At 35.7% G+C, this 26397-nt stretch carries 22 protein-coding genes and 2 pseudogenes; 6 read left to right on the top strand and 18 right to left on the bottom strand.

The genetic code is table 11. The features are described from left to right. Positions 1-354 precede the first annotated feature (354 nt). From MHB74_RS05755 to MHB74_RS05685, 15 genes and pseudogenes are all read right to left on the bottom strand, one after another. A pseudogene (locus tag MHB74_RS05755) lies at positions 355-732 on the bottom strand (hypothetical protein). A 146-nt stretch (positions 733-878) separates the two neighbouring features. Beyond that, positions 879-1439 carry a hypothetical protein gene (locus MHB74_RS05750; protein WP_257144610.1) on the bottom strand — a complete coding sequence of 187 codons (561 nt, stop codon included), beginning with the start codon at positions 1437-1439 and terminating at the stop codon, positions 879-881. Positions 1440-1632: 193 nt separating this feature from the next. Beyond that, complete coding sequence (locus MHB74_RS05745; RefSeq protein ID WP_061676530.1) at positions 1633-2352, bottom strand: DUF4261 domain-containing protein; 720 nt, start codon at positions 2350-2352, stop codon at positions 1633-1635. A 232-nt stretch (positions 2353-2584) separates the two neighbouring features. Further along, the gene (locus tag MHB74_RS05740; RefSeq protein WP_061676584.1) at positions 2585-3235 is read right to left on the bottom strand and encodes a hypothetical protein; all 651 of its coding nucleotides are present in this window, start codon (positions 3233-3235) and stop codon (positions 2585-2587) included. 125 nt (positions 3236-3360) lie between these two features. After that, the gene (locus MHB74_RS05735; RefSeq protein ID WP_061676531.1) at positions 3361-10104 is read right to left on the bottom strand and encodes a DNRLRE domain-containing protein; all 6744 of its coding nucleotides are present in this window, start codon (positions 10102-10104) and stop codon (positions 3361-3363) included. A gap of 518 nt (positions 10105-10622) precedes the next feature. After that, positions 10623-11696 carry a sulfate/molybdate ABC transporter ATP-binding protein gene (locus MHB74_RS05730; protein ID WP_048545357.1) on the bottom strand — a complete coding sequence of 358 codons (1074 nt, stop codon included), beginning with the start codon at positions 11694-11696 and terminating at the stop codon, positions 10623-10625. 12 nt (positions 11697-11708) lie between these two features. After that, a complete protein-coding gene (cysW, locus tag MHB74_RS05725) occupies positions 11709-12566 on the bottom strand; it encodes a sulfate ABC transporter permease subunit CysW (protein ID WP_061676532.1) in 858 nt (285 codons plus the stop codon). Between the two features lie 11 nt (positions 12567-12577). Further along, a complete protein-coding gene (cysT, locus tag MHB74_RS05720) occupies positions 12578-13405 on the bottom strand; it encodes a sulfate ABC transporter permease subunit CysT (protein WP_061676533.1) in 828 nt (275 codons plus the stop codon). Positions 13406-13439: 34 nt separating this feature from the next. Continuing rightward, entirely contained in the window at positions 13440-14495 is a 1056-nt protein-coding gene (locus MHB74_RS05715; RefSeq protein ID WP_048545285.1) for a sulfate ABC transporter substrate-binding protein, read from the bottom strand. A gap of 222 nt (positions 14496-14717) precedes the next feature. Beyond that, positions 14718-14918: pseudogene (locus tag MHB74_RS05710) on the bottom strand (S-layer homology domain-containing protein); the annotation flags it as partial. A 99-nt stretch (positions 14919-15017) separates the two neighbouring features. Beyond that, positions 15018-15269 (bottom strand): hypothetical protein, encoded by a 252-nt coding sequence (locus MHB74_RS05705; protein WP_061676534.1) that lies wholly within the window; start codon positions 15267-15269, stop codon positions 15018-15020. Positions 15270-15381: 112 nt separating this feature from the next. Then, a complete protein-coding gene (locus MHB74_RS05700) occupies positions 15382-16914 on the bottom strand; it encodes a fatty acid--CoA ligase family protein (RefSeq protein WP_061676535.1) in 1533 nt (510 codons plus the stop codon). A 146-nt stretch (positions 16915-17060) separates the two neighbouring features. Beyond that, on the bottom strand, positions 17061-17504 hold the full coding sequence (locus MHB74_RS05695; protein ID WP_061676536.1) for a hypothetical protein: 444 nt from the start codon (positions 17502-17504) through the stop codon (positions 17061-17063). Positions 17505-17715: 211 nt separating this feature from the next. Further along, positions 17716-18705 carry a lipoate--protein ligase gene (locus MHB74_RS05690; RefSeq protein WP_061676537.1) on the bottom strand — a complete coding sequence of 330 codons (990 nt, stop codon included), beginning with the start codon at positions 18703-18705 and terminating at the stop codon, positions 17716-17718. Positions 18706-18714: 9 nt separating this feature from the next. After that, on the bottom strand, positions 18715-19449 hold the full coding sequence (locus tag MHB74_RS05685; RefSeq protein ID WP_061676538.1) for an MBL fold metallo-hydrolase: 735 nt from the start codon (positions 19447-19449) through the stop codon (positions 18715-18717). A 180-nt stretch (positions 19450-19629) separates the two neighbouring features. On the opposite strand from MHB74_RS05685, the gene yhfH reads away from it, so the two are divergent. Next, the gene (gene yhfH / locus MHB74_RS05680; RefSeq protein ID WP_000567010.1) at positions 19630-19758 is read left to right on the top strand and encodes a protein YhfH; all 129 of its coding nucleotides are present in this window, start codon (positions 19630-19632) and stop codon (positions 19756-19758) included. Between the two features lie 39 nt (positions 19759-19797). On the opposite strand, the gene MHB74_RS05675 is transcribed toward yhfH, so the two are convergent. Further along, entirely contained in the window at positions 19798-20814 is a 1017-nt protein-coding gene (locus tag MHB74_RS05675) for a LacI family DNA-binding transcriptional regulator (RefSeq protein WP_000103724.1), read from the bottom strand. Between the two features lie 197 nt (positions 20815-21011). Here MHB74_RS05675 and MHB74_RS05670 point away from each other — a divergent pair, with 197 nt between their 5' ends. From MHB74_RS05670 to MHB74_RS05655, 4 genes are all read left to right on the top strand, one after another. Beyond that, complete coding sequence (locus tag MHB74_RS05670) at positions 21012-21953, top strand: helix-turn-helix transcriptional regulator (RefSeq protein ID WP_061676539.1); 942 nt, start codon at positions 21012-21014, stop codon at positions 21951-21953. Between the two features lie 92 nt (positions 21954-22045). Continuing rightward, positions 22046-22546 (top strand): DinB family protein, encoded by a 501-nt coding sequence (locus MHB74_RS05665; RefSeq protein ID WP_061676540.1) that lies wholly within the window; start codon positions 22046-22048, stop codon positions 22544-22546. Between the two features lie 584 nt (positions 22547-23130). Further along, positions 23131-23838: a hypothetical protein gene (locus tag MHB74_RS05660; RefSeq protein ID WP_061676541.1), complete on the top strand. Its 708-nt coding sequence runs from the start codon at positions 23131-23133 to the stop codon at positions 23836-23838. Positions 23839-23902: 64 nt separating this feature from the next. Next, entirely contained in the window at positions 23903-25096 is a 1194-nt protein-coding gene (locus tag MHB74_RS05655; RefSeq protein WP_061676542.1) for a hypothetical protein, read from the top strand. A 32-nt stretch (positions 25097-25128) separates the two neighbouring features. Here MHB74_RS05655 and MHB74_RS05650 read toward each other — a convergent pair whose 3' ends face one another. Together MHB74_RS05650 and MHB74_RS05645 are read right to left on the bottom strand one after the other, a co-directional pair. Further along, positions 25129-25434 (bottom strand): DUF2087 domain-containing protein, encoded by a 306-nt coding sequence (locus MHB74_RS05650; protein ID WP_061676543.1) that lies wholly within the window; start codon positions 25432-25434, stop codon positions 25129-25131. Between the two features lie 36 nt (positions 25435-25470). Continuing rightward, entirely contained in the window at positions 25471-25683 is a 213-nt protein-coding gene (locus tag MHB74_RS05645; RefSeq protein ID WP_061676544.1) for a hypothetical protein, read from the bottom strand. A gap of 109 nt (positions 25684-25792) precedes the next feature. On the opposite strand from MHB74_RS05645, the gene MHB74_RS05640 reads away from it, so the two are divergent. Further along, positions 25793-26239 (top strand): PH domain-containing protein, encoded by a 447-nt coding sequence (locus MHB74_RS05640; RefSeq protein WP_061676545.1) that lies wholly within the window; start codon positions 25793-25795, stop codon positions 26237-26239. The last annotated feature ends 158 nt before the right edge of the window (positions 26240-26397 follow it).

Below are 26397 nucleotides of genomic sequence, written 5' to 3'. Positions count from 1 at the left end.
CCTTTCGTTCTTTCCGTAACATGAAAAGACCTTTTTTCACTTTATGGAAAAGGTCTTTTTATGTGCCTAATTCCCTGTTCTTCGTAATGAGCGAATTTCATTATATAAAGATATACTATCTACTACGATACCTTTTGTATCACTTTTCAAAACATTATCCATGCATCTTCATTCATTAACTACAGCCTCTCTATTTTGATCTATCATTGCAACAACATCAATGTAAGGATTATAGTGATTAAACAATGTTTATTCTTATGATTTCATAGCCAATAAAAATCTATTTATATAAAGAAAGAAGGTGTCTCCAAAAGAGCATTTTTAATGACCTTTTGAGATACCTTCTTCAGCAATTTATTTCTCCTTAACCACTTGAATTACCTGTTCTATACTTTCTGCTACAAGTACGGGAGTCCAAATACCCTCTCCATGTTCAGCTGTGTACACTGCACACTCTATATCTTTAGTGTCTACAAAAATAGGATCTCCTATATATGAATCTAAGCCAATTACAATCCAACCTTCTTGTCAAGATCCTTCTTCATCACTTATTAAACTTTCCCCACTATCGGTAATACGGAACCCAATCTGTCCTTCTTCTATTTCTTCACTATTAAATAACTCTATTGTAATTTCTTCTCCGTCGCAATCTAACTCAATTTCATTACCTTCTAAACAATTTACACACTCTAAAAGCTGTTTTATTTTACTATGATAATTCAAGAAAACCATCCTTTCTCATACTACTAATAACGTAAAATAATAATCAGTGGAGAAAACCCCCACTGATTATTATTTTATAACAAAATTTCACAAATTAATTCTCTTCAGCTGAATCTCGTTTTAATTGTACCATCTTAGTCGTTCATTAAATTTACTTATATTCGTATTGCCTCTTCTAATAATAAATCTAACCACTCATCCATGGTTCCTAGATCTCTTAAAATTTTCTTATTTCTTAAATGTAATTCTAATACTCTATTCTCTTCGCTAATAGCATATATTGTGCCCAAATCCATTGAATCTGCAAAGACAAAATATGAATCAGGAATTTTTTTAGAAGCATATAGTTGTTGAAAGCTATACAAATCAAACGGTTGAAAATATTCTTCCTCATCAGAAAGACCACCAATTTTCGGCTGCCAAGCAAGTTTTACAGCCTTTCTTCTAGTATAAGCTGTATTAAAGCTCTTACCAACCTTAGCTGCAAGTTTTCCTTTTCCGCCACCAACAAAACCAACAGCACCAGCTAATAAAATTTCTTTCCGACTTTTCCCAGACTTATAAGCCTGATAAGCACTGTATCCCCCTATAGCTGCATTAATAAGTAACCAAGGTGCATGACCATCTGGATCAACTTTCATCACCGGATTATTATCACCGTACGTATACCCATTCACTGTAATCGGATCATCTTCATCACCCGGATCAGGATCCATCGATAATCCACACCATGGTCTGGATTATAGTAACGGGTAATAAGTAATACATGCTGATTTCTTTATCCCACATGTATATATTCGTATGGATTATCTACCATGATAATTTATACTCCTCAAAAAGGAGACCTAATAATATTTATTAGGTCTCCTTAGACTACTGAGCTGTTTCTATGATTAAGTTTTAATACACTTAAGCCAATTCCAACTTCCATAATCCACATGGATTATGGAATGGATCCTCTTGCTCATAGCGATAATCTGTGGAGTAAGACAGTCGATACACGGGGGAGTTTTCCGTAAAACTAATTGTATCTCCATCTCTTAATTCGGGCTGCTCGACTATATTATATAAATTAAAATCATTTAATAAATCGCCAGCCGCTTCTGGTTCTATCTCTCCTTGTATAATTACATCTGGTAGAGTGAATGCTTGCATTCCACATGAATAATAACCATCTTCATCTCCAATTAAAGTTACAACATGCGAATAAATGGGGAATATCTCCTTATTTTCTACAAGCTCCTGCCATTCATCTTTAGAATACGCTACACCAGTTGTTTCAATTTTTAAAGCAAGTCCGCCTGCATTTAACAAGCCGTTTCCTACATCAATAACTTCTTTTAACTCCTGCATATTTTGCACATTTGCAATAATATATACTGTATAAGTATGTTCCTCTAACTTGCTAAGTAAGTCCTCGTCAAAACGACCGCCACTTGCATATAAAAAAGCTTCTCTTAAAGATGGATCGTGATCATATACATCAATTTCAAAAGCAATATCTTTCTCAATATGATGTATGATGTTACCTGCTAAAATATATCCCATACTTTTACTAACAAATTCTTGTACTAATTCTGTCCTGTTTTTCCATAGACCAGGTATTCCTATTATAATTTGTGATTCCACTGTAAGAAACACTCCTTTACAATCCTTTAGAATATTTTTTTATGATTCTAGGTAAAACTACAGCTCATTTTTTATACAAATTCTTTTTTACTCAATATGTAAAAACACAGTTCACCCTGCCATTAATTATTAAAACTCTTAATTCCAAACAGCCTAATTTCAAAAGCGTAATTTATAAATTATGTGTCTTGCCTTTAAATTAAAATAAAACCTACAAGGCTGCGGAACAAACTTAAGTGCTCTGTATTGAAGTTTGTATGATTAGACATTCTTTGCATAGGTAAAAGTATAAATAACTCTCTCCTATTTGAAAGCTTATTCCTCCTGTAAGTTCCCCTTCATTCCCATAATCTTCTCCGGCCACCATAGCCACATATTTCATACTTTTAGAGCAACAAGGACAATTTGCCTCTATAGAATCGTCTATATATATAGGCTCTCCTAATATTCTGCAAATATAATCTGATCCTATAGCATCTAAAGCTTGGTCATATTCATCTTCATCACCGGGAACATCATAATGCTCCATGGTTATTAATTTCATATCATATTTCGGCAAAGGAACTGGTATCTTATCAATTAATTCATATTTCCAATCAAACATCTCACTTTGATTAATAGTATGTATAGAGCGTTCCGTTATATTTATTTTAAAATTTTGTACATCTTCATATAAGGAACAATTTAAACAAGTGATTAACGGCAATTCTGTTAGTTCTTTCGTTCTAAGTTCCTCTAATCGAAAATCGTTTAAATCAAAAGTAAATATTTGATGTGCCTGTTCATTACATTGCGGACATATAGGCATATCCCATGTTTCTCCACCAAAATAATGATTATGTTTATCCTTACCGTATCTTACTCTAAAACCTATACTTTCCATACGCATAACACCTACTTTATAAAAAGATTTGCTATCCATTCTTATTTTTAACTCCTATTTTATAGGATACATAATAGTATTTCACAAACCATTATTTGTGAAATACTATTATAATTTAAATTTAGTTATCTCCCTTTTTTAGGATATAACTTTTGTCCGTAGCTTACAGTTTGCTTTAAACCATAATTGTATTTTCTTCCAAATTGACGTTTAACATCCCAAACATCTCTTGCCAATCTTTGCCTAGCATTTAACCCTTTATCTATTCTCATGGTAGCCTTTCCTTTACCGGCAAAGCTTCTTGTTAACTTATGGTCAGCCTTTGTCATAAGTAATGCTGGTCCCTTACCTCTACTTACACCTATACTCTTATTATAAGCATTTTGAGGCATATGGTGTCCTACATATTTTGTACCTTTCAATTTATTTACACTATTAAAACTACCTCCTCCAATTGCTTTTGTAAGTTTTCCAGCGTATTTGAGTCTACCACCGCCTACAAATCCTAACGCAGCCTTTCTTAAAATTACTTTTTTGCTTGCGCCAGACTTATAAGCTTTATACCCATCATAAGCTGCAAAACCAGCATTTATAGCCAACCAAGGTGCATGTCCATCTGGATCAGTCATCATTGCCGGATTATTATCACCATAAGTATACCCATTCATTGTAACCGGATCATCTTCGTCACCCGGATCAGGATCCACCGATAAGAACACACCATGGTCTGGATTATAGTAACGCGCGATCAAGTAATACATGCCAATTTCTTTATCATACATGTATCCCGCATATCCAAATGGATTTTCTGCTGCGATACCTTTTGCGTCGCTCTTTAATACGTTACCCCATGCATCATATTCATATGTTGCTACAACTTCTCTATTTTGATCTGTCATCGCAACGACATCACCACGAGGATTATAGTGATAGTATAACGTTTGTCCTTTTGATTTCATTGCCAAACGTGCGCCATCCATAGAGTATACATATTGACGAAGTACAGTCCCACTACCATCCGTCTCGTACAACGGATTAATGCTATCTCCATCATAGAAGTAGCGCGTTACTTGACCATTTACACTCTTTTCAATACGACGATTATCTTCATCATACTTATACGTTGCGAAGGCATTGCTTTCACCTTGTTTTGTGATGGCTACAATTTGGTCATCTTCATTCCATGTATACTTGTACTTTCCATCTGATGTACGATTTCCATTCGCATCATACGTTAACGATTCGTTTCCGAATTTTACAAGTTGATTTCCTTCATTGAATGTTGCCGCTATAGACTTTGTTTCTTTACCATTCTCTACAACTTTAACACTCGTACGGTTTCCAAATCCATCATATGTGTAAGATTTACTTGTTCCGTTTGGCAATGCTTCATTTAATAGTTGGTTGATCGGGTCATATACAAAGTTTGTTTCCGTTACTTTTCCGCCCGCACCTTCATGTTTAATCTTCGTACGGTTACCCGCTTGGTCATATTCATATCGTTCAGATAGAAGAATACTGTTTGATGTACCTACTACTAAATCTTTAATTTTGTTCGCATGGTCATAGTTGAATGTCGAACCGGAACCATTACCAGCTGTATACGTACGAACATTTCCTTGATCGTCATAATCAAATCGATACGTTTGAGAACCGTCTGTCACACGAATGTTTTGATCTAACGTGTTGTAGTCATACGATACTTTATTTGTATATCCACCTTGCGTTACTGTTTGTTCTTTTAATTTTTCTGTCTTACTGTTTGCTTTATCGTGATATGCCCAGTCAATTTTTCCGCCTCGGCTATCTGTTGCGCTTGTGACGCGGTCAGCCTTGTCGTATGTTTTCGTGCGTTCTACGCCATTGACATGATCTTTCACTTTCGTAACTTGTCCATTTTGATCACGTTCAAATGTAAACGAATCTTTTCCATTGCGTTTTTCACCAATGACACGGTCTGCTGTATCATATACAGATTCTAAAATAGAGCCGTTTGGCATTTTTGTTTTAATCTTGTTTGCATTTTCATCGTACGTATTTTCAATACGACGGTTCAACGCATCGATATACACTGTATTTTTATTATCTACATCATATTCATATTTGTGTGTTTGTGTTTTCCCACCAAACATGACAGATTTCTCTGTTGTGTTTCCATTATGATCATAACGATAATTTACAGAGGTACCATTTTTTAATGTAACCTTTGTTAATAGATTATCTTTGTTGTAATCATATAGTTTTGTATTTCCTTTTTCATCTGTTTCGCTCTTTTTGTTTCCTGATGCATCGTATGTGAAGCTGTTCTTCTGTCCTTCTTCATCATACGTTGCAACAACATTTCCGTCGTTGTCGTACTCGTTTTTAATAAGGGCGTTACCTTCTAGTAAACGAATATTATCGAACCAAACTTTTCCTTTGTTATTTTTTCTAAAGAGAACATACACTGCTACGTTTTTAATCGGTTTTTTCGCTGGAATCAATACGGCACTACGATTCCAATCATTTGTACCACTTGGAAATTTTGCTTGATAATTCTCTCCACTACCGTCTTGATAGTATATATCTGCCCAAATAGAGTAATCTTTCGAAAGCTTATCAGATGCATCATTTTCTACATTTTCAGATTTAGACATCCCTGTTACTGTTAGAGGGGCTGCTGTTTTCTGATTTAAATTCACCCATGTAGCATATCCAACATCGGATCCACCATATTGACTACGCTCTATTACAATAGACGAATCCCCTGTAAAGCTTTGCTCATGGGACGTATCTTTTGGATCACAACTTGTTCCATCTCCGCGGATCCAGCCTGGAATACAACCCTTCTCCGTCATATTCTCTAAACTACTATTTGTAATTGGATTAAAACTAGAAGAAACGTCTCCCTTTTCCAATTGTATCTTGTCAAACCATGCAGAACCACTCGTAGAAGAACCACCATTTTCTACTTGTAAATAGATTTTTACTTTTCTCGTTTTCTCTGTTGTTTTAAAAGTAACTTGACGGTTAACCCAATCCCTAGTTCCTTCAACTTTATTGTGACGATTATCGTTCCAACCACCATCTATACCAGCACCGTTTTCATTTAATGACTGTACATTGAAGAAAGCAGCACCGTTAGATAAATCCGTTTTCACCATACCACTTAATGTGTAAGTTGTATTTGGTTCTAGTGTTACTTCTTGAATTGCTGCGGTATAACCCCACTCATTACTTGTTGCTTTCGTTGTAATCTTAAGTGATGACTCTCCTCCAAGACCTCCTGGAGCTGGTGTTGCATCTTTTGCGATAGAACCAGAATTATTGTGATTTACTGGTACCCATTTATCCGTGCCATTTATCTCGAAGCTCGGATTTTGAATCAAGTTTTCCCCAGTTCCTAACTCTTTACTTGTTTCAATTGGATTACCGTATTTATCATGCTGTGTGAAAGAAGATGTATGAGCCGCTTGGTCTGTTTCTGATACTTCTGTATTTGCAGCCTTATAAGCAACTGTTGTTTCGCGATTCTCATTATCTGTTGCTTTAACAATCCCATTATCTTTATTGTACTCAAACTTCTCAGTACCCATTTCATCAGTAATAGAAGTTACATTTCCATTTCCGTCATAGGTCGCTGTTTCTGTTTGATTTTTAGGAGTTGTTGTTTTGACTAGATTATTTGCACTATATTCATATGTCGTCGTTAAATTCAGACGCCCCACATCTTCAACTGTTTTTACTGGATTACCAGCATCGTTATACGTATAAACAGTCTTACGTCCTTTAGGATTCGTTAATGTAACTTCCTTCGAACCTGTATTATATGCTAGTGTCGTAGCTTTCCCTAATGGGTCCGTTATTTTTACTAATCTATTATTCTCATATGCATACGATGTTTTATATGGCTTTGCATCGGTATGTTGCGGATCATAAATAGATGTTAGCAGTCCATTATCATATCCATATTTATATACTTTTCCTTCTGGAGTTGTAGAAGAAACGAGTAAATCCCCATCATACTTAAATGTAATCGTCTTGTTATCTGGACCGATTATTCTTGCTGCTTTTTTATTATTTCCATCATATTGTACTAATAACTCTTTACCAGAAGCATTCTTTACTTTTGATAAACGTGATTCACCATCATACTCATAAGTCGTCGTATTTCCGTATTTATCTTTTGTATACTCAATACGTCCCTGTGCATCTCCAGATTTATAGAAAGTAACCGTTTGGTCTTTATCTTTTATTTCATATCCGCCTGTTACTTGCTTAATTTCCAAATATACACCAGTAGGAGCTTGATACTTATTATCTCCGGTTTTAGTAAATGTGATATTTGCTCCGTCTGCTGAAATTAATAGTAGGTTTCCATTTCCTTCAGCCAAAATTCTTTCTTCTAATCCGCTAGACCAACCTGTACCAAATAAACCTACTTTTTTACTTTGGCTATTATATGTTCTTTCCACTGATACATCTGGTCCGCGCCCTGATAACGTAATGTCTTTCTCACTCATGATAAAGTTACCATTTGTAGCATTTACCTGTCCATTTAAAACCGGAATAGATGCCCAATAATCAAGCATCCCTATAAACCCAAAGTCTTGAGCAAATTTAGGTACAAATTCATGTGAAATTTCACTTTCAGCATGTCCGGCTTTACTATACGCTGTTACACGGAACCAGTAATTTTTAAAACCAGTATAGATTCCACCAGAATTCTTATACACAGGTGATGGATCTACCGCTAATTCTGTTCCCTTTTTATCATGATGAAGTAAATATTGACCTTTCGCAATTTCATCTTTCGTCGGCCAAATTTTCTCGTTTTGCGTTGTCCAATTTGTTTTACTTCCTACATCGAACGCTTCGTAATCTTTTCCGTTATAAATCCAAACCTTATACCCTGCTGCTTCTGGTACTGCATCCCATTTCAATGTTACATAACCAGTTGTTTGATCTGTCGCATTGATATAGGCCGAACCATCTGGCTTTTTTACTTGTTCCAATGGAATATAAACAATTGCTTCATCAGAAAGTGGACTATCCTCACCAGTTGGGTAGGTAGCTATAATACGAACCCAATATCCACGTGCACCACTATAATCTCCATACGGACTTTTATCTAAAAATGCATTTTTATAAATTGGTCCTGGATTGACTGGTGCTTCTGCACCTTTTCCGTCATCATGCACCCAATAACGGCCTTGTGCAATCTCTTCTGGCGTTGGGAATATTTTTTTATCTTTTGTTGTCCAACTTGTTACATTTCCAACTTCGATCTCATCATATCCATGTCCATTAAATATTGCTACTTTATAACCATCCGCTCCTGGAACAGCATCCCATTGTACATTTAAGTGGCCTGAACTACTACCACTACCGTTTGAATAAGTTTGTACTCTCGGTTTATTCGGTTTTGCGTATGAATATTTCACTTCCAAGTACGGTGCATTTTTTCCGTTTTCAGCTGCAATAAACTTCTTCCAATGGTTTTGACCATTACCATTTGCATGTAGCTTAAAGCCGTTATTTTGTTTTGTGCCTTCCACCCATGCTTTTACTGTATTTGTTACATTAAACTTTGCCCATTGTCCTCTTGTTACATCAGCATGCGCAATATTTGCAGAGTTCGGTTTATTATTCCAGTTCACTCCGCCAATATTCCAGCTACCTGTAACTTCATCTAACCAAACACCATTTGGTTGATTCGCATAATAATGCCAAACTGTATAGGCATGGAATGTTGCACCTTCAATCTTTGCACCTTTTAAATTTGAAACATTTGGTTTAACAAATGCAAAGTTTGTTCCAGATGATCCATCATAATACCCTACTTTTAACGTGTAGGCATTTTGACCGGAATCCCAAAGTTTTCCTCCTGAATAATTGACAGTTGGATAGGCACTTGCAGCGTAAGCATTTTCAAAGTTACCTAGTTCAACAGAAGGATCTACATATACCGGATATTTTCGCTCTGGTGCTTGTAACCACTGCGGGTCTGCGGTAACAGTTAATGTATATGTTTTTTCATCTGTCTTCTCAATACTGTAACGAACCGCATCTGAAGTTACAGCCTCACCTGATTGTTGATTCACATTTGAATCGTTCATATACGGTTTCGGTAATGTGAAGACTTTTTCTTTTTTCTCATCTTGGAAGTCGATTGAACCATCTTCCTGTAAGCTCGGTGTTAAATCTGTTTCTAATGCAAACGTAAAAATATGATGTCCTGTATACTCGCGTAATACAAAATCTTCTTTTACATTTTCATTAAACGTCGTACTCTTTAAATCAATATTCGGGAAAATCCCTTTATACCATACTGTATTATTTTCATGAGTTGCAGTAACTGGTGACGGCTTCACTTCACCTTTTTCACCATTTGCACTCATTAATTTGTACTGAATATTATGATCTTTCACTTTAAATTGAACGTATTTTCCATCTTGTGCTGATTTTTCAAATTCTGGTTCTAATTTTGTGTTTTCCGTTACAATCTTTTCATTTGGTGCTTCTACTAATTTCGTTGAAACCTCTTCTAACTTTCCATTCTTCTCAACATGAATCGGTTCCGTATATACCTTTTTCGTATACGTACCATCATTATTATCGAAAACTTTCTCTGTTTCCGTTCTTTCTTCTACAATCTCAGTCGGATTTGTCTGTGCTTTAGCTTTATCCTTATCCTTCTTTAACTGATCTGGATGTGGAGCTGGTAACTCCTTTTCCTCTTTCTTTTCTGTTTCTGGACTTTGTTCTGAATTTGGAGATGGTGTAAACGGTGGTGCCGTTTCTGCCAATCCATTCAGTGGTACGGAGGTAATGATTAATGCAACTACGATCAGTTGGATTAAGTACCTATACCATTTCTTTGCTTCCATAAACTCACCTCGCTGAAATATTCTTAACATATATAATGTTACATATCACAATGTAAACAAACGAAAGAGTAAAGTAAATGTAGTTTTTAAATTTTGAAGATTTCGTGCACAAAATCCGACAATTTAACAACAATTTTATAAATACCATGACAGATAATTGTTTTTGTTATATATTTAAATATTAACAATAATTGCATCTATTATTGTTTGCTAGGGACATAATATGAACATTATTTAACTAACTTTTTATTTTCACTTTCAATTTTGTTCTAGCATTCAATGAAGCTAATACACTTAGCTTCATATTCCTGGTGTAAATGTGCCTCCCTTAACTGTAATACCTTTATTTATAGAAGGTATTAAGAATATATTCCTTAATAACTGTTAGAACACGACAGCCCTCTCCTTGTTATATTTCATATAAGAAAAGGTTGTTACTACAAACAAAAGAGGAAGCCTCCCAAAATATATTTTAGGAGGCTTCCTCTTATTAATATAGATTGTTGATTTTAACTCTCTTAAATAACAAAATCCTCTGGAATAAACACCTTCACTTCTTTCGGCTGTACGTATACAACATCACCCGCTTGAATGCTGAGCTGTTTGAACTGTTCTTTACTTATTTCTGCTTCTAAATACTCATCTGTTCCGTCTCGTTTTAATTCTACATATACGACAGGTCCAACTGCGTGAGAGTATGATACTTTTGCAGGGATTGCATCTACGCTTTGTTTCGTACGAGAGATGGATAAGTGATGCGGCCTTACGTAAGCTACTCCGTCTACGTTTGAAACGTGCTTATGCTCTGGTGCTTCTAGTTCCACTGAGCCTACATTCAGCTTACCTTTATGGACGCGGCCGTGAAATAAATTTACATTCCCTAAAAAATCATACACGAATGGGCTTGCTGGGTTTTCATATACTTCTTCCGGTGTTCCCATTTGTTCAATGCGCCCTTCATTCATTACAACGATGCGGTCCGCAACGTCTAGTGCTTCTTCTTGATCATGCGTTACGAATACGCTCGTAATTTGAAATTCGTCATGTAGTTTCCGAAGCCATCTTCGTAATTCTTTTCTCACTTTTGCATCAAGTGCACCGAACGGTTCATCGAGTAATAAAATTTTCGGTTCAACTGCAAGTGCCCGTGCTAGTGCGATACGCTGTCGTTGTCCGCCAGATAGTTGCGCTGGGTAACGTTTGGCGAAACCGTCCATTTTTACTAGTTTCAATAGTTCTGTTACTTTTTCTTCTATCACCTCTGCTGACGGTCTTAAGCTTTTCTTTCTTACCTTTAAGCCGAAAGCGACATTTTCAAATACATTCATATGTTTAAAGAGCGCATAATGCTGGAAGACGAAGCCAACTTGCCGATTTTTCACATGAATGCTCGTTAAGTCTTCCCCATCAAATGATACAGACCCGCCATCCGCTTCTTCTAATCCGGCAATAATTCGTAATAACGTCGTTTTCCCAGAACCTGACGGGCCTAATAAGGCGACAAGTTCGCCTTTTGGAATATCCAAATGAATATCTGTTAGCGCCTGAAATGTACCATATTGCTTTGATACATTTTGAATTTGAATACTCACCATAATCCCCCCTTATTGTCGTTTTTCCATTCTCCATTCAATCCAGTTTTTTATAACGAGCGTAAGAACAGCGATGAGTGACATTAAAGTCGCCACAGCGAACGCTGCTGAAAATTGATATTCATTGTACAAAATTTCAATGTGAAGCGGCATCGTATTCGTAACGCCGCGTACGTGACCTGATACAACAGAAACTGCTCCGAACTCACCGATAGCACGGGCATTACATAGGATCATGCCGTATAAAAGACCCCATTTTATATTTGGAAGTGTAACGCGCCAAAACATTTTCCAGCCGCTTGCGCCAAGTGATAGCGCTGCCTCTTCTTCACTTTTCCCTTGCGCTTGCATAATTGGAATTAATTCACGTGCAACGAATGGGAATGTTACAAAGATTGTTGCGATAATAATCCCTGGAACAGAGAAAATGAGTTTCACTCCATGTTCGAGTAACCATTCACCCAGAGCCCCCCTCGGTGTGAAGAGTAAAACGAATACTAATCCTGCGATAACTGGTGACACAGCAAATGGCAATTCAATAAGAGAAAGCAATATTTGTTTTCCTTTAAACTGAAATTTGGTAATAAGCCACGCAGCCGCTATCCCGAATATCGTATTAAGTGGTACGACGATACATGCAACGAGAAGCGTTAACCGAATTGCCGAAAATGCTTCTTGATCTGTTACGGCTGCAACGTATACATCAATCCCTCGTTCAAAAGCCTTTAGAAAAATCGTGATGAGCGGCAATAATAGAAAGAGAGATAAAAATAAAACTGTAGTCGTAATAAATACAATTGGTACAAACCTAGATTCTTTTTTAGGTGATTTGCTTTTTACTATTTTCTTTTCTAGTAATGTTGGTTCCATTTTCTCCCCTCCTATTCGCTTTTCAGTTCATGCCTTCTACTCCAGCTTTGAATCATATTGATAAGAAGAAGGAAAAGGAGAGAAATAATAAGCATGACAGTCGCTACAGCTGTTGCGCCCGCATAATCATATTGTTCTAGTTTTGTCATAATCATCAGTGGTGCGATTTCTGTTTTCATCGGCATATTCCCTGCGATAAAAACGACAGATCCGTATTCTCCTAATGCTCGTGCAAATGCGAGTGAAAAACCCGCCAGAAGAGCGGGAAAGATTTCTGGTAAAATGATTTTCACAAATATTTGAAAGCGTGATGCCCCTAAACTCGAGGCCGCTTCTTCTATTTCTTTATCAATATTTTGCAGTACCGGTTGCACCATCCGAACGACAAATGGTAAACCGATAAAAGTAAGTGCAACGATTATTCCAAATTGTGTGAATGCTACTTTTATATGAAACACACTTAATATTTTTCCAATCCAGCCATTTTCCGCATATAAAGTGGTAAGTGTAATACCAGCTACAGCTGTAGGCAGGGCAAACGGTAAATCAATGAGTCCATCTAATAGTCGTTTCCCTGGAAATGTGTATCGAACGAGTACCCAAGCAATTAATAAGCCGAAAATGGCATTTACAACGGCCGCTGCAAATGAAGTTGTCAAGCTAACTTGATAGGAATGTAACACACGCTCGTTCGTTATAACCTCTACAAACTTCTTCCAACCTAACTGTGAAGTTTGAATAAATACGATAGAAAGTGGTATAAGTACGAATAAACTCATATACAGCATTGTAAACCCAAGAGATAATCCAAACCCTGGTAAAACACGTTTCTTTCTCATCTTCTTTCACCTCATACCCCTTTAGCAGCGCTCATTATTTTTGATACATTTTATCGAATACGCCGCCGTCATTAAAGTGTTTTTCCTGTGCTTTTTTCCAGCCACCAAATAGTTCATCTACTGTAAATAATTGAATCTTTGGAAATTGAGATGCGTATTTTTCTGCTACTTTTTCATTACGAGGACGATAAAAGTTTTTCGCCGCAATTTCCTGCCCTTTTTCTGAGTACAAATATTCCAAATATCCTTCTGCTACTTTTTTCGTTCCTTTTTTATCAACGACTTTATCTACAACCGCTACTGGTGGTTCCGCAAGTACACTAATAGAAGGGGTTACAATTTCAAATTTATCTTTTCCAAGTTCTTTTTGTGATAACAACGCTTCATTTTCCCACGCAATTAATACGTCTCCAATTCCTTTTTCAACAAATGTTGTCGTTGCTCCGCGTGCTCCTGAATCAAGTACTTCCACGTTTTTATAAATTTGACCAACAAACTCTTTCGCCTTATCTTCACTATTATTATATTTTTTCAGTGCGTATCCCCACGCGGCTAAATAGTTCCAACGTGCTCCGCCTGATGTTTTCGGATTAGGCGTAATGACAGACACACCTTTTTTCGTTAAATCATCCCAGTCTTTAATTCCTTTCGGGTTTCCCTTTCGCACTAAAAATACAATTGTTGATGTGTACGGAGTTGAATTATCCGCAAATCGCTTCTGCCAGTCTTCTGCTAACAGTTTCTTCTTGCTAATCGCATCAATATCATAAGCAAGCGCTAACGTAACAACATCGGCTTCTAAACCATCAATAACAGAACGCGCCTGACTTCCAGATCCTCCGTGTGATTGTTTTACATTTACCGTTTGCCCATTCTTCTCTTTCCAATACTTCGCAAATTCTTTATTGAAGTCTTGATATAATTCCCTAGTTGGATCATACGAAACATTTAACAGCTCAACTGTTTTTTTATCTCCACTTCCTTCAGAATTACTAGTGGATGTTGCCGAACCACACCCTGATAAAAGCACAACTGCTGATAATACAATACCTGTACTTTTCATAAACGCTGTCTTACCCCACTTTTTCATTGTTAAGCCCCCTTAGTTTATATAATAGAAAAAGGCACACAATATATTCACAAAAGTGAACATTGTGCGCCTTCAGTTTATCTGATTAGCTTCTCATGTATTTTATTCTATTCGATTTCTTTTCATTTTAATTCCGTAATTCATATGTGTCAACTTGGATTTCGTTTTTTCTTCCTAAATAAAAATCAGTGAGGATCGTCCCTCACTGATTACAGTTTCAATTTATTTCTTTAACTTATCCGTCTTCGCAATAAATTGCGCTGCTTCCGCGCGACTTACCGCTTTATCTGGAGCCCAGCCATTATCTGTTCCAATGGAAATGTTTTCTTGGATTAAAATATTGGCGTATTTCGCACCCCAATGATTGTTTAAGTCAGCAAATTCTTTTGGTAGTTTCATATTTTCATTTGTTTGCTCTTTATAAGTTTTAAAAATAACATCGTATGTATCAGCTACTTTTATATGAATAAACGCAACAAAACCACCTAATTGATAATAATTATCAATAAAGCATAAAAAATATCATTTCCTACACAAATATGCCTTTCGTTCATTTTTAAATAGTAAATAATGTGCCGTATGAACTTTCCGTTCTAAATAATCGATAGAATACGAGCTTGATGGATCAACTAAATCACCTATCGCACCTGAAAGATGATCAATGACTTGCTGCAGTATTTCTAAGTTTTTCTTCTTACTTTCCGCGTTCATTTCATCCATAATGTCACAAATAAGATATTGAACTCTCCGTAAACGTAATTCCTTTTGTTCCACGTATCTCTCCTCCTTATTAGTCATATTACGTTTTAAATATATGGGATTATAGCTTAATCAATTCTAAAAAATGCAAAGGCAACCCTCTTCATCAAGATGGTTGCCCCTATTTTTATACTTGCATCGCTTTCTCTTTTAACGCTCTTCTTAACAATTTACCCGTCGTATTCTTCGGCAATTCTGTTAAAAATTCGATACTCATTGGCACTTTATATTTTGCTAAATGTAACGTGCAATAATGCATCAGTTCTTCTTCTGTTACTTGAGCTTGTTTCAAAACGACGTAAGCTCGTACTGCTTCTCCTAAGTTTTCATCAGGAACACCAATTACGACAACTTCCGCTACGGCTTCGTGTGTATATAATACTTCCTCTACTTCACGAGGGTATACGTTATAACCGCCAACTAAGACGATATCCTTTTTGCGATCAACGATATAGAAGTAACCTTCTTCATCCATTTTCGCTAAGTCTCCTGTATATAACCAGCCGTCTTTCAATGTCGCTGCTGTATCTTCTGGCGCGTTATAGTATCCTTTCATAACGTTAGGTCCGCGAACAATTAATTCACCGACTGCGCCAACAGGTACTTCTTCCCCAAGTTCGTTCACAATTTTATTTTCTACATGCCAAATATTTGTACCAATCGACCCTGGTTTACGCGGACGATCTAGCGGGTTAAAACAAGTAACTGGTGATGCTTCTGATAAACCGTATCCTTCTGAAACGATAACGTCAAAACGTTTTTCAAAGTTTTGCAGAAGAGCAACAGGCATGGATGCACCACCTGAAATACAAAGGCGAAGCGTCTTCACATCTTCTGCGCTTGCTTCTTCGAATAAATATAAATAATTGTACATTGTCGGTACACCAGCAAAAATCGTTGGCTCATACGTACGACAAATACGGAACACTTCTTTCGGGCTAAATTTCGGTAACATTAAAATAGTCGCCCCGTTCACAATCGGTGCATTGACCGCCACTGTTAAACAAAATACATGGAACATCGGCAGTGCCGCAACGACGCGATCCGCAGCCGTAAATTGTAAATACGACGCCACATCGTTCGCATTACTATATAAATTTTTATGTGTTAACATAGCGCCTTTCGGTTTTCCAGTTGTGCCTGAAGTGTACAGAATAACCGCTACATCTTCTTCATCTAACTCTGGGCCTTCGTAAGTTAAATCTCCAGCCCCTACCATCCTAGTAAACGTTTTCATTTTTTCGGTTTCTGTATGGTTAAAATCTGATGAGGTTTCGCATATGATGATGTTTTCAAGTGAAGGAAGTCTTGTTGTAAGAGATTGTATAACAGGTAGAAGGACGTCGAGTACGATGATTGTTTTTACATCTCCATTTTGTAAAATGTAATGCATTTCGTCTGCTGTATAAATTGGATTAACTGGAATAACAGTTGCTCCAGCTTTCATTGTTCCGTATAAACCGACCAAAAAATGTGGTGAGTTTCCAACAACTAATGCGACATTGTCCCCTTTTCCAATGCCCATTGCTGCTAAATTGCCAGAAAACCTTGTGACCATTTTGTTTAATTGGTCATACGAGACCGACTGATCCATAAATATATAAGCCGGTTTATCCCCCTTCTTTTTCGCCGTTTCAGCCAAAGATTGAACGAGATTCACACAAACCCCACCTTTATAAAATTTAGAATATTTAAAAATTCTAAATTAATTATATTAAAAGAAAATTAAAGTGGCAAGTGATATTCCATTAACTGCATATACAACGATCACCTCCTGTTGACTCTCTTTGGAAGTATAAGGTAATTTCATTTGTTAGCAAATGATGAAACGAAGGCTAAAATCATTTCAGGATAATATGCACTCAGCTTTTCGCTAAGTTTTTTTAGTTCCTCTTTATTCAAGCTCGTATGCTCCCCATATAAGTTGATTGCATCCGCTCCATTTTCATGAAAGAACAATGTAACATATAATGTCGGTAACCCGTTATTGGCCTCATCTATCGACAAGACAAGATCTGGCGCTTTATTCACTGTACTAAACTTTTCATTTCTTTTCCATTTCTTATCTTGAAACATAGTTTGTATATCATCTATCTTTCGTTTGTTATCTGTATGTGTAAAATATATGACATGATCCTTCGCTGGCTTTCCAATAGATAAAAGTGTACGACTTGAGGATGTTTCATCGTTACAGGCTGTCATTCCGATGACGAAGCTGAGCAGTAATACAACGTACATTACTCTTTTCATTTCGAACCGCCTCCTTTGAATATATATATTCCTTTACGAGGGGCAAATGTACTGTGATTTTATGGTGAATGAAATTATATCGATGATTTTTCGAATATATCAACCGCAACTCGAAATATATCAGCGATTTTTAAAATATATCGACTTACCGACAAAACGTGACAATCTACGTAAAAAAAGAGGCTGCCCATTACGGTAGCCTCCCTCATTTTTAGAAGAATAAATGTAAGAAATCTTCTGTTGTAATATTACCGAAATAGCGTACGATATCTACGCCTTCTAAAGCTGCAGTGAATGCATCTTTATCAAATTGTACACCTGTTAGACGCTTTTCAATGTCATGTACATCTAGTGAACCGAAGAAGTCACCGTAAATTTTACATTCTGTTACTGTTCCTTTTTTCACTTCAAGACGAACATCAACTTGTCCAACTGGGAAGCGGTGTGAATGTTGTAAGTTGAACTTCGGAGATTTTCCGTAGTTCCAATCCCAATTTTGGTAGCGCTCTTCAGATAGTTTATGGATTTCTTTCCAATCATTTTCTGTTAATTCGTACGTTGGAATTTCTGTTTCCCCTTCGAAAATTGTTTCTAGAAGAAGTTGTCTAAACTCTTCTGTCGTCATTTTTTCGTTTAAGAACTCTGTAATGTTCGCAACGCGGCTACGGATTGATTTGATTCCTTTTGATTGGATCTTATCCATTTTTACTTTTAACGCAGATACGACGTGATCGATTTCAGAGTCAAATAATAACGTACCGTGACTGAACATACGACCTTTCGTTGAGAACTGCGCGTTACCTGAAATTTTTCTACCTTCAGCTAAAATGTCGTTACGACCACTTAGTTCTGCATTTACGCCTAATTTACCAAGCGCTTTCGTTACAGGCTCTGTGAATTTTTTAAAGTTGCTGAAACTGTCTCCATCATCTTTCGTAATAAAGCTGAAGTTTAAGTTTCCTAAATCATGATATACTGCGCCTCCGCCTGATAGACGACGAACAACATGAATACCTTGTTCTTTTACGTAATCTGCATTAATTTCTTCTACTGTGTTTTGGTTTTTACCAATGATAATAGAAGGTTCGTTAATGTAGAACAGTAAATATGTTTCGTTAATATCTAAATTCTTCACACAATATTCTTCAATTGCTAAGTTTATTCTAGGATCTGTAATTCCTTTATTATCAATAAATAACATCATATCACCTCATGAGTTCCATACGTAGCCACTATGCGCTAGCGTAATATGGCCACTGAAAATTTGTTTTGCTTCTGCTACTAAATCAGATGTGTTGCCTGTATGCGGTAAGTGCGTTAATAAAAGTTCTTTTACATTTGCATCTTTCGCAATACTTGCTACTTCTGTACTATTCATATGCCCTGCTTTTGCCGCTTCTTGATGTGCATACATATTACACTCACAAATGAAAAGGTCAGCATCTTTTGTGAATGGAATGAATTCAGGAATATAACTGGAATCTGCGCTATATACTACAGCGTCACTACCAGCTGTAATACGCATCGCAAAGCATGTAACAGGATGAACAGTTTTTAAGAATGAAATCGAGAACGGTCCAACTGGAAGTGTTTCTTCTGGGTTGTACGCGATTCCTTTCGTATGTGGTTCATGCGTTAAAGAATGGAATCCATTCTCGTCAAACGTATGACCGTATATTGGTAATTCCGGTAGTTGCCCCTTCGCCCCGCTCATAATTAATCTCGCATATTGCAATACCCCAATGTCTGCAACATGATCATGATGATAATGCGAAAGTACAACTGCATCTATATCAGATGGTGTTATATATTTTTGAAGCTGTGCTAGTACACCACTACCACAGTCTACAAGTAAACGAAAACCATCGTGTTCAAACAAATACCCCGACGTTGCTTCTCCCGCTTCTGGAAAGCCGCCCCAAAAGCCGACAACAGTCATTTTCATATGTATCCATCCTTTCTAAAACCGAGTAGGAATGCATGTTTCACTTACATCCTACATTGTTAACTATAATCCATTTCCTAAACTTTTTCATTAATTTTCAATTTTGTTATAAAACAGTTGTTGACTTTTATTTTTTGTACTAATACAATGATAGTAAGAAATGGAAATGGAGGGATTGACATGATCGATCAACCAATGGAGTTTTTCAGAAATTTACCGACGAAAACTTGTGCGCACTGTGGGAAAGAAATTGATGAGCAACACGAAGCATACCATAACAAATGTGATGACTGCGTTCACGAAGAATAGTAGTTTATGAACATAAAAAAACCTAGCAGACATAGTCTACTAGGCTAATAACATCGTATCCTTCTTCATCGTTGAACCTTTCACCAAGAGCTCCAGTTCAAACTCATACAATTCTTTTTGTCGATAATTTTTCGTATGGATTTTATCCATCATCAGGTCGACAACTTTTCGGGCCATCTCATCGATTGGCTGTTCAATTGTCGTAATACCTGGCTCTGTAATCTGTGATAATATTTGATTATCAAAACCGATAACAGCGAGATCATCTGGAATGCTCCAGTCATGGCGTTTTGCCTCTGAAATAATTCCAGCTGCAACCTCGTCGCCTCCTGCCAAAATCGCGGTAGGATTTTTTTTGTCTTTTAATACTTCATGGAATATTCTCTTTCCATCGTCCCAAGAGAAAGCGTTTTCAAGAAAATCGATCGCTTCTACTTGGCGGCTCTTCTCTGTTATGGCACGTAAAAAACCCATTTTTCGCTGTTGGCTAACCACCTTGGTTTCGTTTCCACGGCAAAAAATAAGATTACGATATCCTTGTTCTAACACATGCTTAGCAGCTATGTATGCTCCTTGTGCATGATCAAACTTCACTGTTGGAACATTTGCTTCCTCAATATATTCATTACATAACACGATTGGACCGTGCTGTAAGTATGGCTCTACATCTTCCCACGGATTTTCTAGTGAACATAGAATAATCCCATCTACTTGTTTCGTAGATAATAATTGTAAATACTCCATCTCTTTTTCCGGTAAATATCTTGTTTGACAAATAATCAGTTTATATTTATGTTCAGAAGCAGCAATCTCGATTGCTTCGATAAATCTACTGAAGAAAGGATTTGTAATCCTTGGAACTAGCACCGCAATTGTTTCCGTCTTTTGTTTACGAAGCCTTCTCGCCGCAGAATTAGGAACAAAGCCTAAATGCTTCATTGCTAATTGAACCCTTTTTTTCTTCTCATCTGAAACATATGGATGATTGTTAATCACCCTAGAAACCGTTGTCCTTGATAACCCCGCTAATTTCGCCACGTCCTCTATAGTCGACACGAAATTCTCCCCCTTTGCATGAAAACGTTTTCTTAAATTGATTATATAGTATATTATTGGAAACTGCAATATGGGTTGTTATGATTTTACTATATTAATATTATACATAGGGAAAAGTCTGTTAATGGGAGGAGAATTTATACTGCTTTTAGAAGTTTACAGTAGGCATATTTATAAAAGATACAGGGGGATATTTCATGAATCGGACGGATCGTTTATTAGCTATATTAATTGAATTACAAAGAAGACAAACTGTTACCGCACAAAGCTTAGCTGAAAAATTTGAGACAAGTATAAGAACGATTTATAGAGATATGGATGCACTTGGTGAATCTGGCGTCCCACTTTTCGCCATGCCTGGCCAAGGTTATTCATTAATGGATGGTTATTTCTTACCACCCATTCAGCTTACGTCTGAAGAGGCTGTTACTCTTTTATTAGGCGGTGATTATATCGAGAAAACTTTCACTTCTTCATTCTCTGTACATGTAAAATCGGCAAAAGAGAAACTTGAGGTTGTCCTCCCTACTGATCAACAAAAGAAAGCCCGAGAGTTACGAGGGACTTTCCGTTTCCTTTCTCCTATATTTTCATACAAACAATCTGAACAAGAAAACCTTGAAAAACAACTTATCCTGTTGCAAGAATCTATCCAAAAAGAACAGGCTATCTCTTTTTCTTATCGTAAACCAAGAGAAACTACAAAAATAAAACGGACCGTTCATCCTTACGGCTTAGTCAATATTTCAGGAATTTGGTATGTCGTTGCCCATTGTTTACTGCGAGAACAAATACGTAATTTCCGCTTAGATCGAATGGAGGAATTACAGCGAGAACAAGAATTCTTTACAAAACCCGAAGACTTTTCTTTGCAAGAATATCAGCCTGAAAGCAACCGTACTGTGATGATTCATTTATTATTCCCAGCCCATATTGCACATAAAATTATTGAATCACGATACTTCTTCATAGATTCATACGAGCATAGAGACAATGGTTTTCACGTCTTTTTGAAATCGAGAAACATAGACGAAGTATTTCAATGGGTATTAAGCTGGGGAAGCCAAGTGCAAGTACTTGAGCCAAATGTTCTATCTGAGAAAATCCGTGATGAAGCAAAGAAAATGTTAAAACTTTAATTGTTGCATTTCACTACTGACATAATGTTGTCAGCATTACTTCTTTATAGTAGGGAGTAACAAATACATTTTCATAAAAAGGAGTTAGTGATATGAAGAAATTTGAAGAGTTAGCAACGTACTACATAGAGGAATTAGAAAAGTACTCTATAGAACAATTTAGGATGAAGCCTTCTCATGAGGAATGGTCTCTCGGTCAAATGTATAATCACTTAATTTCAGCTACACGCATGCAGTTAGATGCAATCGCGAAATGCAGAACTGAAGCGCCTTCTGCAACTAATAAAAAAACGGATATGGGAGAAAAGGTATATATGATAGGAGCTTTCCCAGACATAAAAATCAAATTACCAGATCATCCTGGATATACGCCTGAAAACCCATCTAATAAAGAAGACGTACAGAAACAGCTTCTAGAATTAATTACAATTGTTAAAGACATTGAGCCAACACTTTCTTCTATCCCAAGTGATTGTAAAGTCGAACATCCTGGGCTTGGTTACTTACATGCAGCAGAATGGTTCCAGCTTATTTCTATGCATTTCGCACATCATCTTCGTCAGAAAGAGCGATTAGAGAACGCAATTTCATAATTTCTCATAAAATGAAAATGGAATCCTCCCACAAATATAGTGGGAGGAAGAATAACATGTTTTAAAGATGGCTCAGATATTTACCTGGTCATCTTTTTAATCGTTACTATTAAAGCGGAACTATAAGAAGTAAACTACTAATTTGTAAGAGCCCACGTTGAAAAACTGAATTGAGACAATTATATACATTACTGAAAGTGAGGGTTCAAATAAAGTACTATTTTTATTTCTCAACAAAGAAACGTAGGAAATATAACAAATGGTACGACTAAAGAATAATTTTTATAAAGCCCCCCATAATCGTTCCCTCCTTTAATTCCTTAGACAAATATTCACACAAACTGTATTATACATTTCCATATAATTTATCTACACTTAAAAACATAATATCCTTATTTTTCAAACCTATTACAAACCAAACTTTTTCAACAATTAATTACTAAAATGCGATTTACAGCTATAAAACTATCACTTATCATTAAGGAGAATTTTACCATTTAAATAAAATACAGGTAAAATTCCCAAAAAAATAAATTACACAAAGGGGATGGATTACGAAAAAGCTACATGCACTAACGTTAACAATGGGGTTATTAACTTCTGCTGTGGTTGTACCTACTGCTTCTTTTGCAAAAAGTGATGATTTACCTTACTTAAATGAAATCAAAAAGATGCAGCCCGATGTAAGTACACAAGAGCTAATATCTAGTATTAAAGAATTAGCAAACAACACTGGGAATACAAAAGAAGCTGTTTCTGAACAGATTTATAAAGAGCTAAAAGCAGATGAAGAACAAGGCAAAAAAGAAGCAAGTAAAAAAATGAATACTTTAGGAGCTAGTGGTGGTACAGTTTCAGTAGGGAACAGCAATATGGGGGATTTCTTCTATACGGGTTCATACACTGCATACTTAAATCATGGACATGTTGGTATGTATTATAGTTCAAATACAATCGTAGAATCTGTACCAAATGATGGCGTTCGTACAATTAGTACTACATCCCGTAAAGTAGATAAAGGAGATGCGGTAGTAAAATCCGTAAATACATCTTGGCAAAACAAAAATGATGCGGCATGGTGGGCAAAAGATCGTGTAGGTAAAGATTCATATTCTTATAATTTTGCTACAAATAGAAGTACAACCCATTACGGGGCCAAAAACTGTTCTAAACTAATTTGGTCTGCTTATCAACTTCATGGCGGACTAGATTTAGATAAAGATGGCGGTGCTGGTGTATATCCACGAGATGTTCGTGACGCAAAACAAACCTCAACAATTCGTAATATTTAATACTGAAGAAAAAGTGCAACAACTATATTTGTTGCACTTCTTCTTATAAAAGGAGCTCATAACAGTGAAAAAAATAATCGTTCTTATTCTAAGCATAATTTTAATTGCAGCACTCATCTACTTTTTCTTCTTTAAAAACAGTAATGTAAATTCAATATCTGAAGAAGATATTGAGAAAAAAGATTTTTTGAAAGATAAACAAGCTGTCATTTATCTCTCTTCGACTGCCGATCAAGATATGGATGGTAGAGGGATTAGTTATGCGATATTCATCGATAAAAATGAAAAAGCACATGGATATAAAATGAATGGTTTAGAACTCGGAGGAATAGGTGTATCTGATAACAAAAAAGAAATCGTACTAGAAAGTAAAGATAATATTAAATTTATTGGAGAAGATTTTAAAAATTATAAAATGAAATACCAACATACAGGAGATCAAAGGATATATTTAAAAAAACAAGACTTATTTGTTAACATTTACAATTCAGGCAGTAACTCCACTACTGGCAATTATGATTCAAATGTAATTTATGGTAATCAAAAGCAAATTCATAAAGGAAATATCCCTCATTATCTTATTAGTTCTGGCGTTAATACAGATGAAGTTTTAGTTTTAACTCAAGATATAGATAAAAATGAGCATAGTTTAAAAAAATTATTATTTAATGATTCAACTATGAATCTTGAAGATGTTACAACAATTAATCTTGATAAAAACATGTCGTATTCTAGTTACTCATCTATTTTAAGTGACTCAAATTTTTATTATACGATTTTAATTGAGAATGATAATTCAATTAAAGGAAAAGTATATTTATTACGCATTGATAAAAAATCATTAAAACAAGATTTAATTTTACTTTCTTCCGAGGAGAATTCCACAGCTTCCATACCATTTACAAAAAATAATTCCGCTTATCTACATAACAATGAATTATTTTTTATAAATGGACTAGGTGATGTCATAACTTTTAATACAGAAACATATGCAGTCAATCTTAAATTCAAAATTGATTACCATGTAACCGATGGCGTTAGATATAATGAACAAACATATTTTGAAGACGATCAATTATATGTATTACGTTATAATGAAAAACAAGAACATAAATATTCTATAGAAACGTACTCTCTATTAACCGGTAAAAAAATTAAAACTACTAAAATTAAAGATATGAATCAAATTATTACATCTGTTAAAGGTGGTAAATCCATTTACGCCTACGATTTTAAAATTTTACATCCGAATAAATAATAAAAAGCTCTGTTTTCCATAACAGAGCTTTTTTATTTTAACTCCTCCCACTTCGTCCACACTTCTCTCCCGTTTATATGGTACATATTATCCTCTCGATCCATAAACCCGTGTACAATAAACTCGCGTCTAATTGTACAAAAATCATCGTGATATTGTTTTATGAATGTATTAATTTCTTTTTCCGTATATTGATTTTCAGCATTTAATTTGCTAATTAAATGCTCTAACAATACTAGTTTTTTCTTCTTTTGACCTGGAATCGATTTTAGACGGTCCTCTTTATCGAAAAAGTTACGAATCGTCGTATCTCTGAATTTGATTTCATTTTCGGTCATGTTGTTATCCCCCATCGGTTTTTATATAATACAAATTTATTGTTTGTCCTTACTATTCTTCTTCATTCTCTCACTTATAACATCCATAAGGTAATACCCGCTAATTAGCACATAGTAAACTAAAATTATTCCTAGTGCATCTTTCATATTTATATATCTTTCTTTATGAAACAAGATAGGTGAAAGGGCGTAAACAAGAAAGATGATTAGCGGATTTAAGATAAAATAAAAAGTAAGATTTCCTTTCATCATATCAGCTCCTATGTACTATACTTCTGTTCAAATGGTTGCAATTCCTGTCCTTTTATTTAGCCCTACATATGAAATATGGTAAAATTAAGGAGAAGGAGGGTTACAAATGACATTTCACTCTAAAATGGATACATTCTTCTTATCTATCATCAGTTTCGCTATTTTCACCACTGGCGCTGTAACAATACTTCCTCTCATATTTGATGATGAGGCTACTACAACAGATGCATACATTCTACTATCTATTTTCTTTCTATCTTCTGGTTTCCTATTATGGTGCTCCTTTTCAATTACATATACATTCTATGAAGATTACTTATTCATAAAAGGTGGCCCATTTCGGAGTAAGATTCCGTACGGTCATATAACGAAAATCTCAAAAACAGATAACATTTTAGTTGGGTATCGTATTCTCTCTTCGAAAGATTGTTATGAGATTTTTTACACATCGGGGGTTTTGGGAAGTGTAAAAATCTCACCGAAAGATCCCGAAAGATTTGTAAGCGAACTAAAGAAAAGATGCTCCTTTGGAAGTAATAACAACGATGAGTAATATTCAAAAGACCATACACCAAATATGCAATGTTGCATATTTGGTGTATGGTCTTTCTCGATATAATAATATCTTTATAGAGAATGTATTACAAATAAAAAAGGATGATATTAGAGAATACAAAATAACTATTACGTAATGAAAAAAATATTTTATCC

The sequence above is a fragment of the Bacillus sp. FSL K6-0069 genome, assembly GCF_038007785.1.
GTDB lineage: Bacteria > Bacillota > Bacilli > Bacillales > Bacillaceae_G > Bacillus_A > Bacillus_A mobilis.
This window is presented reverse-complemented; position numbering and strand designations above follow the sequence as displayed.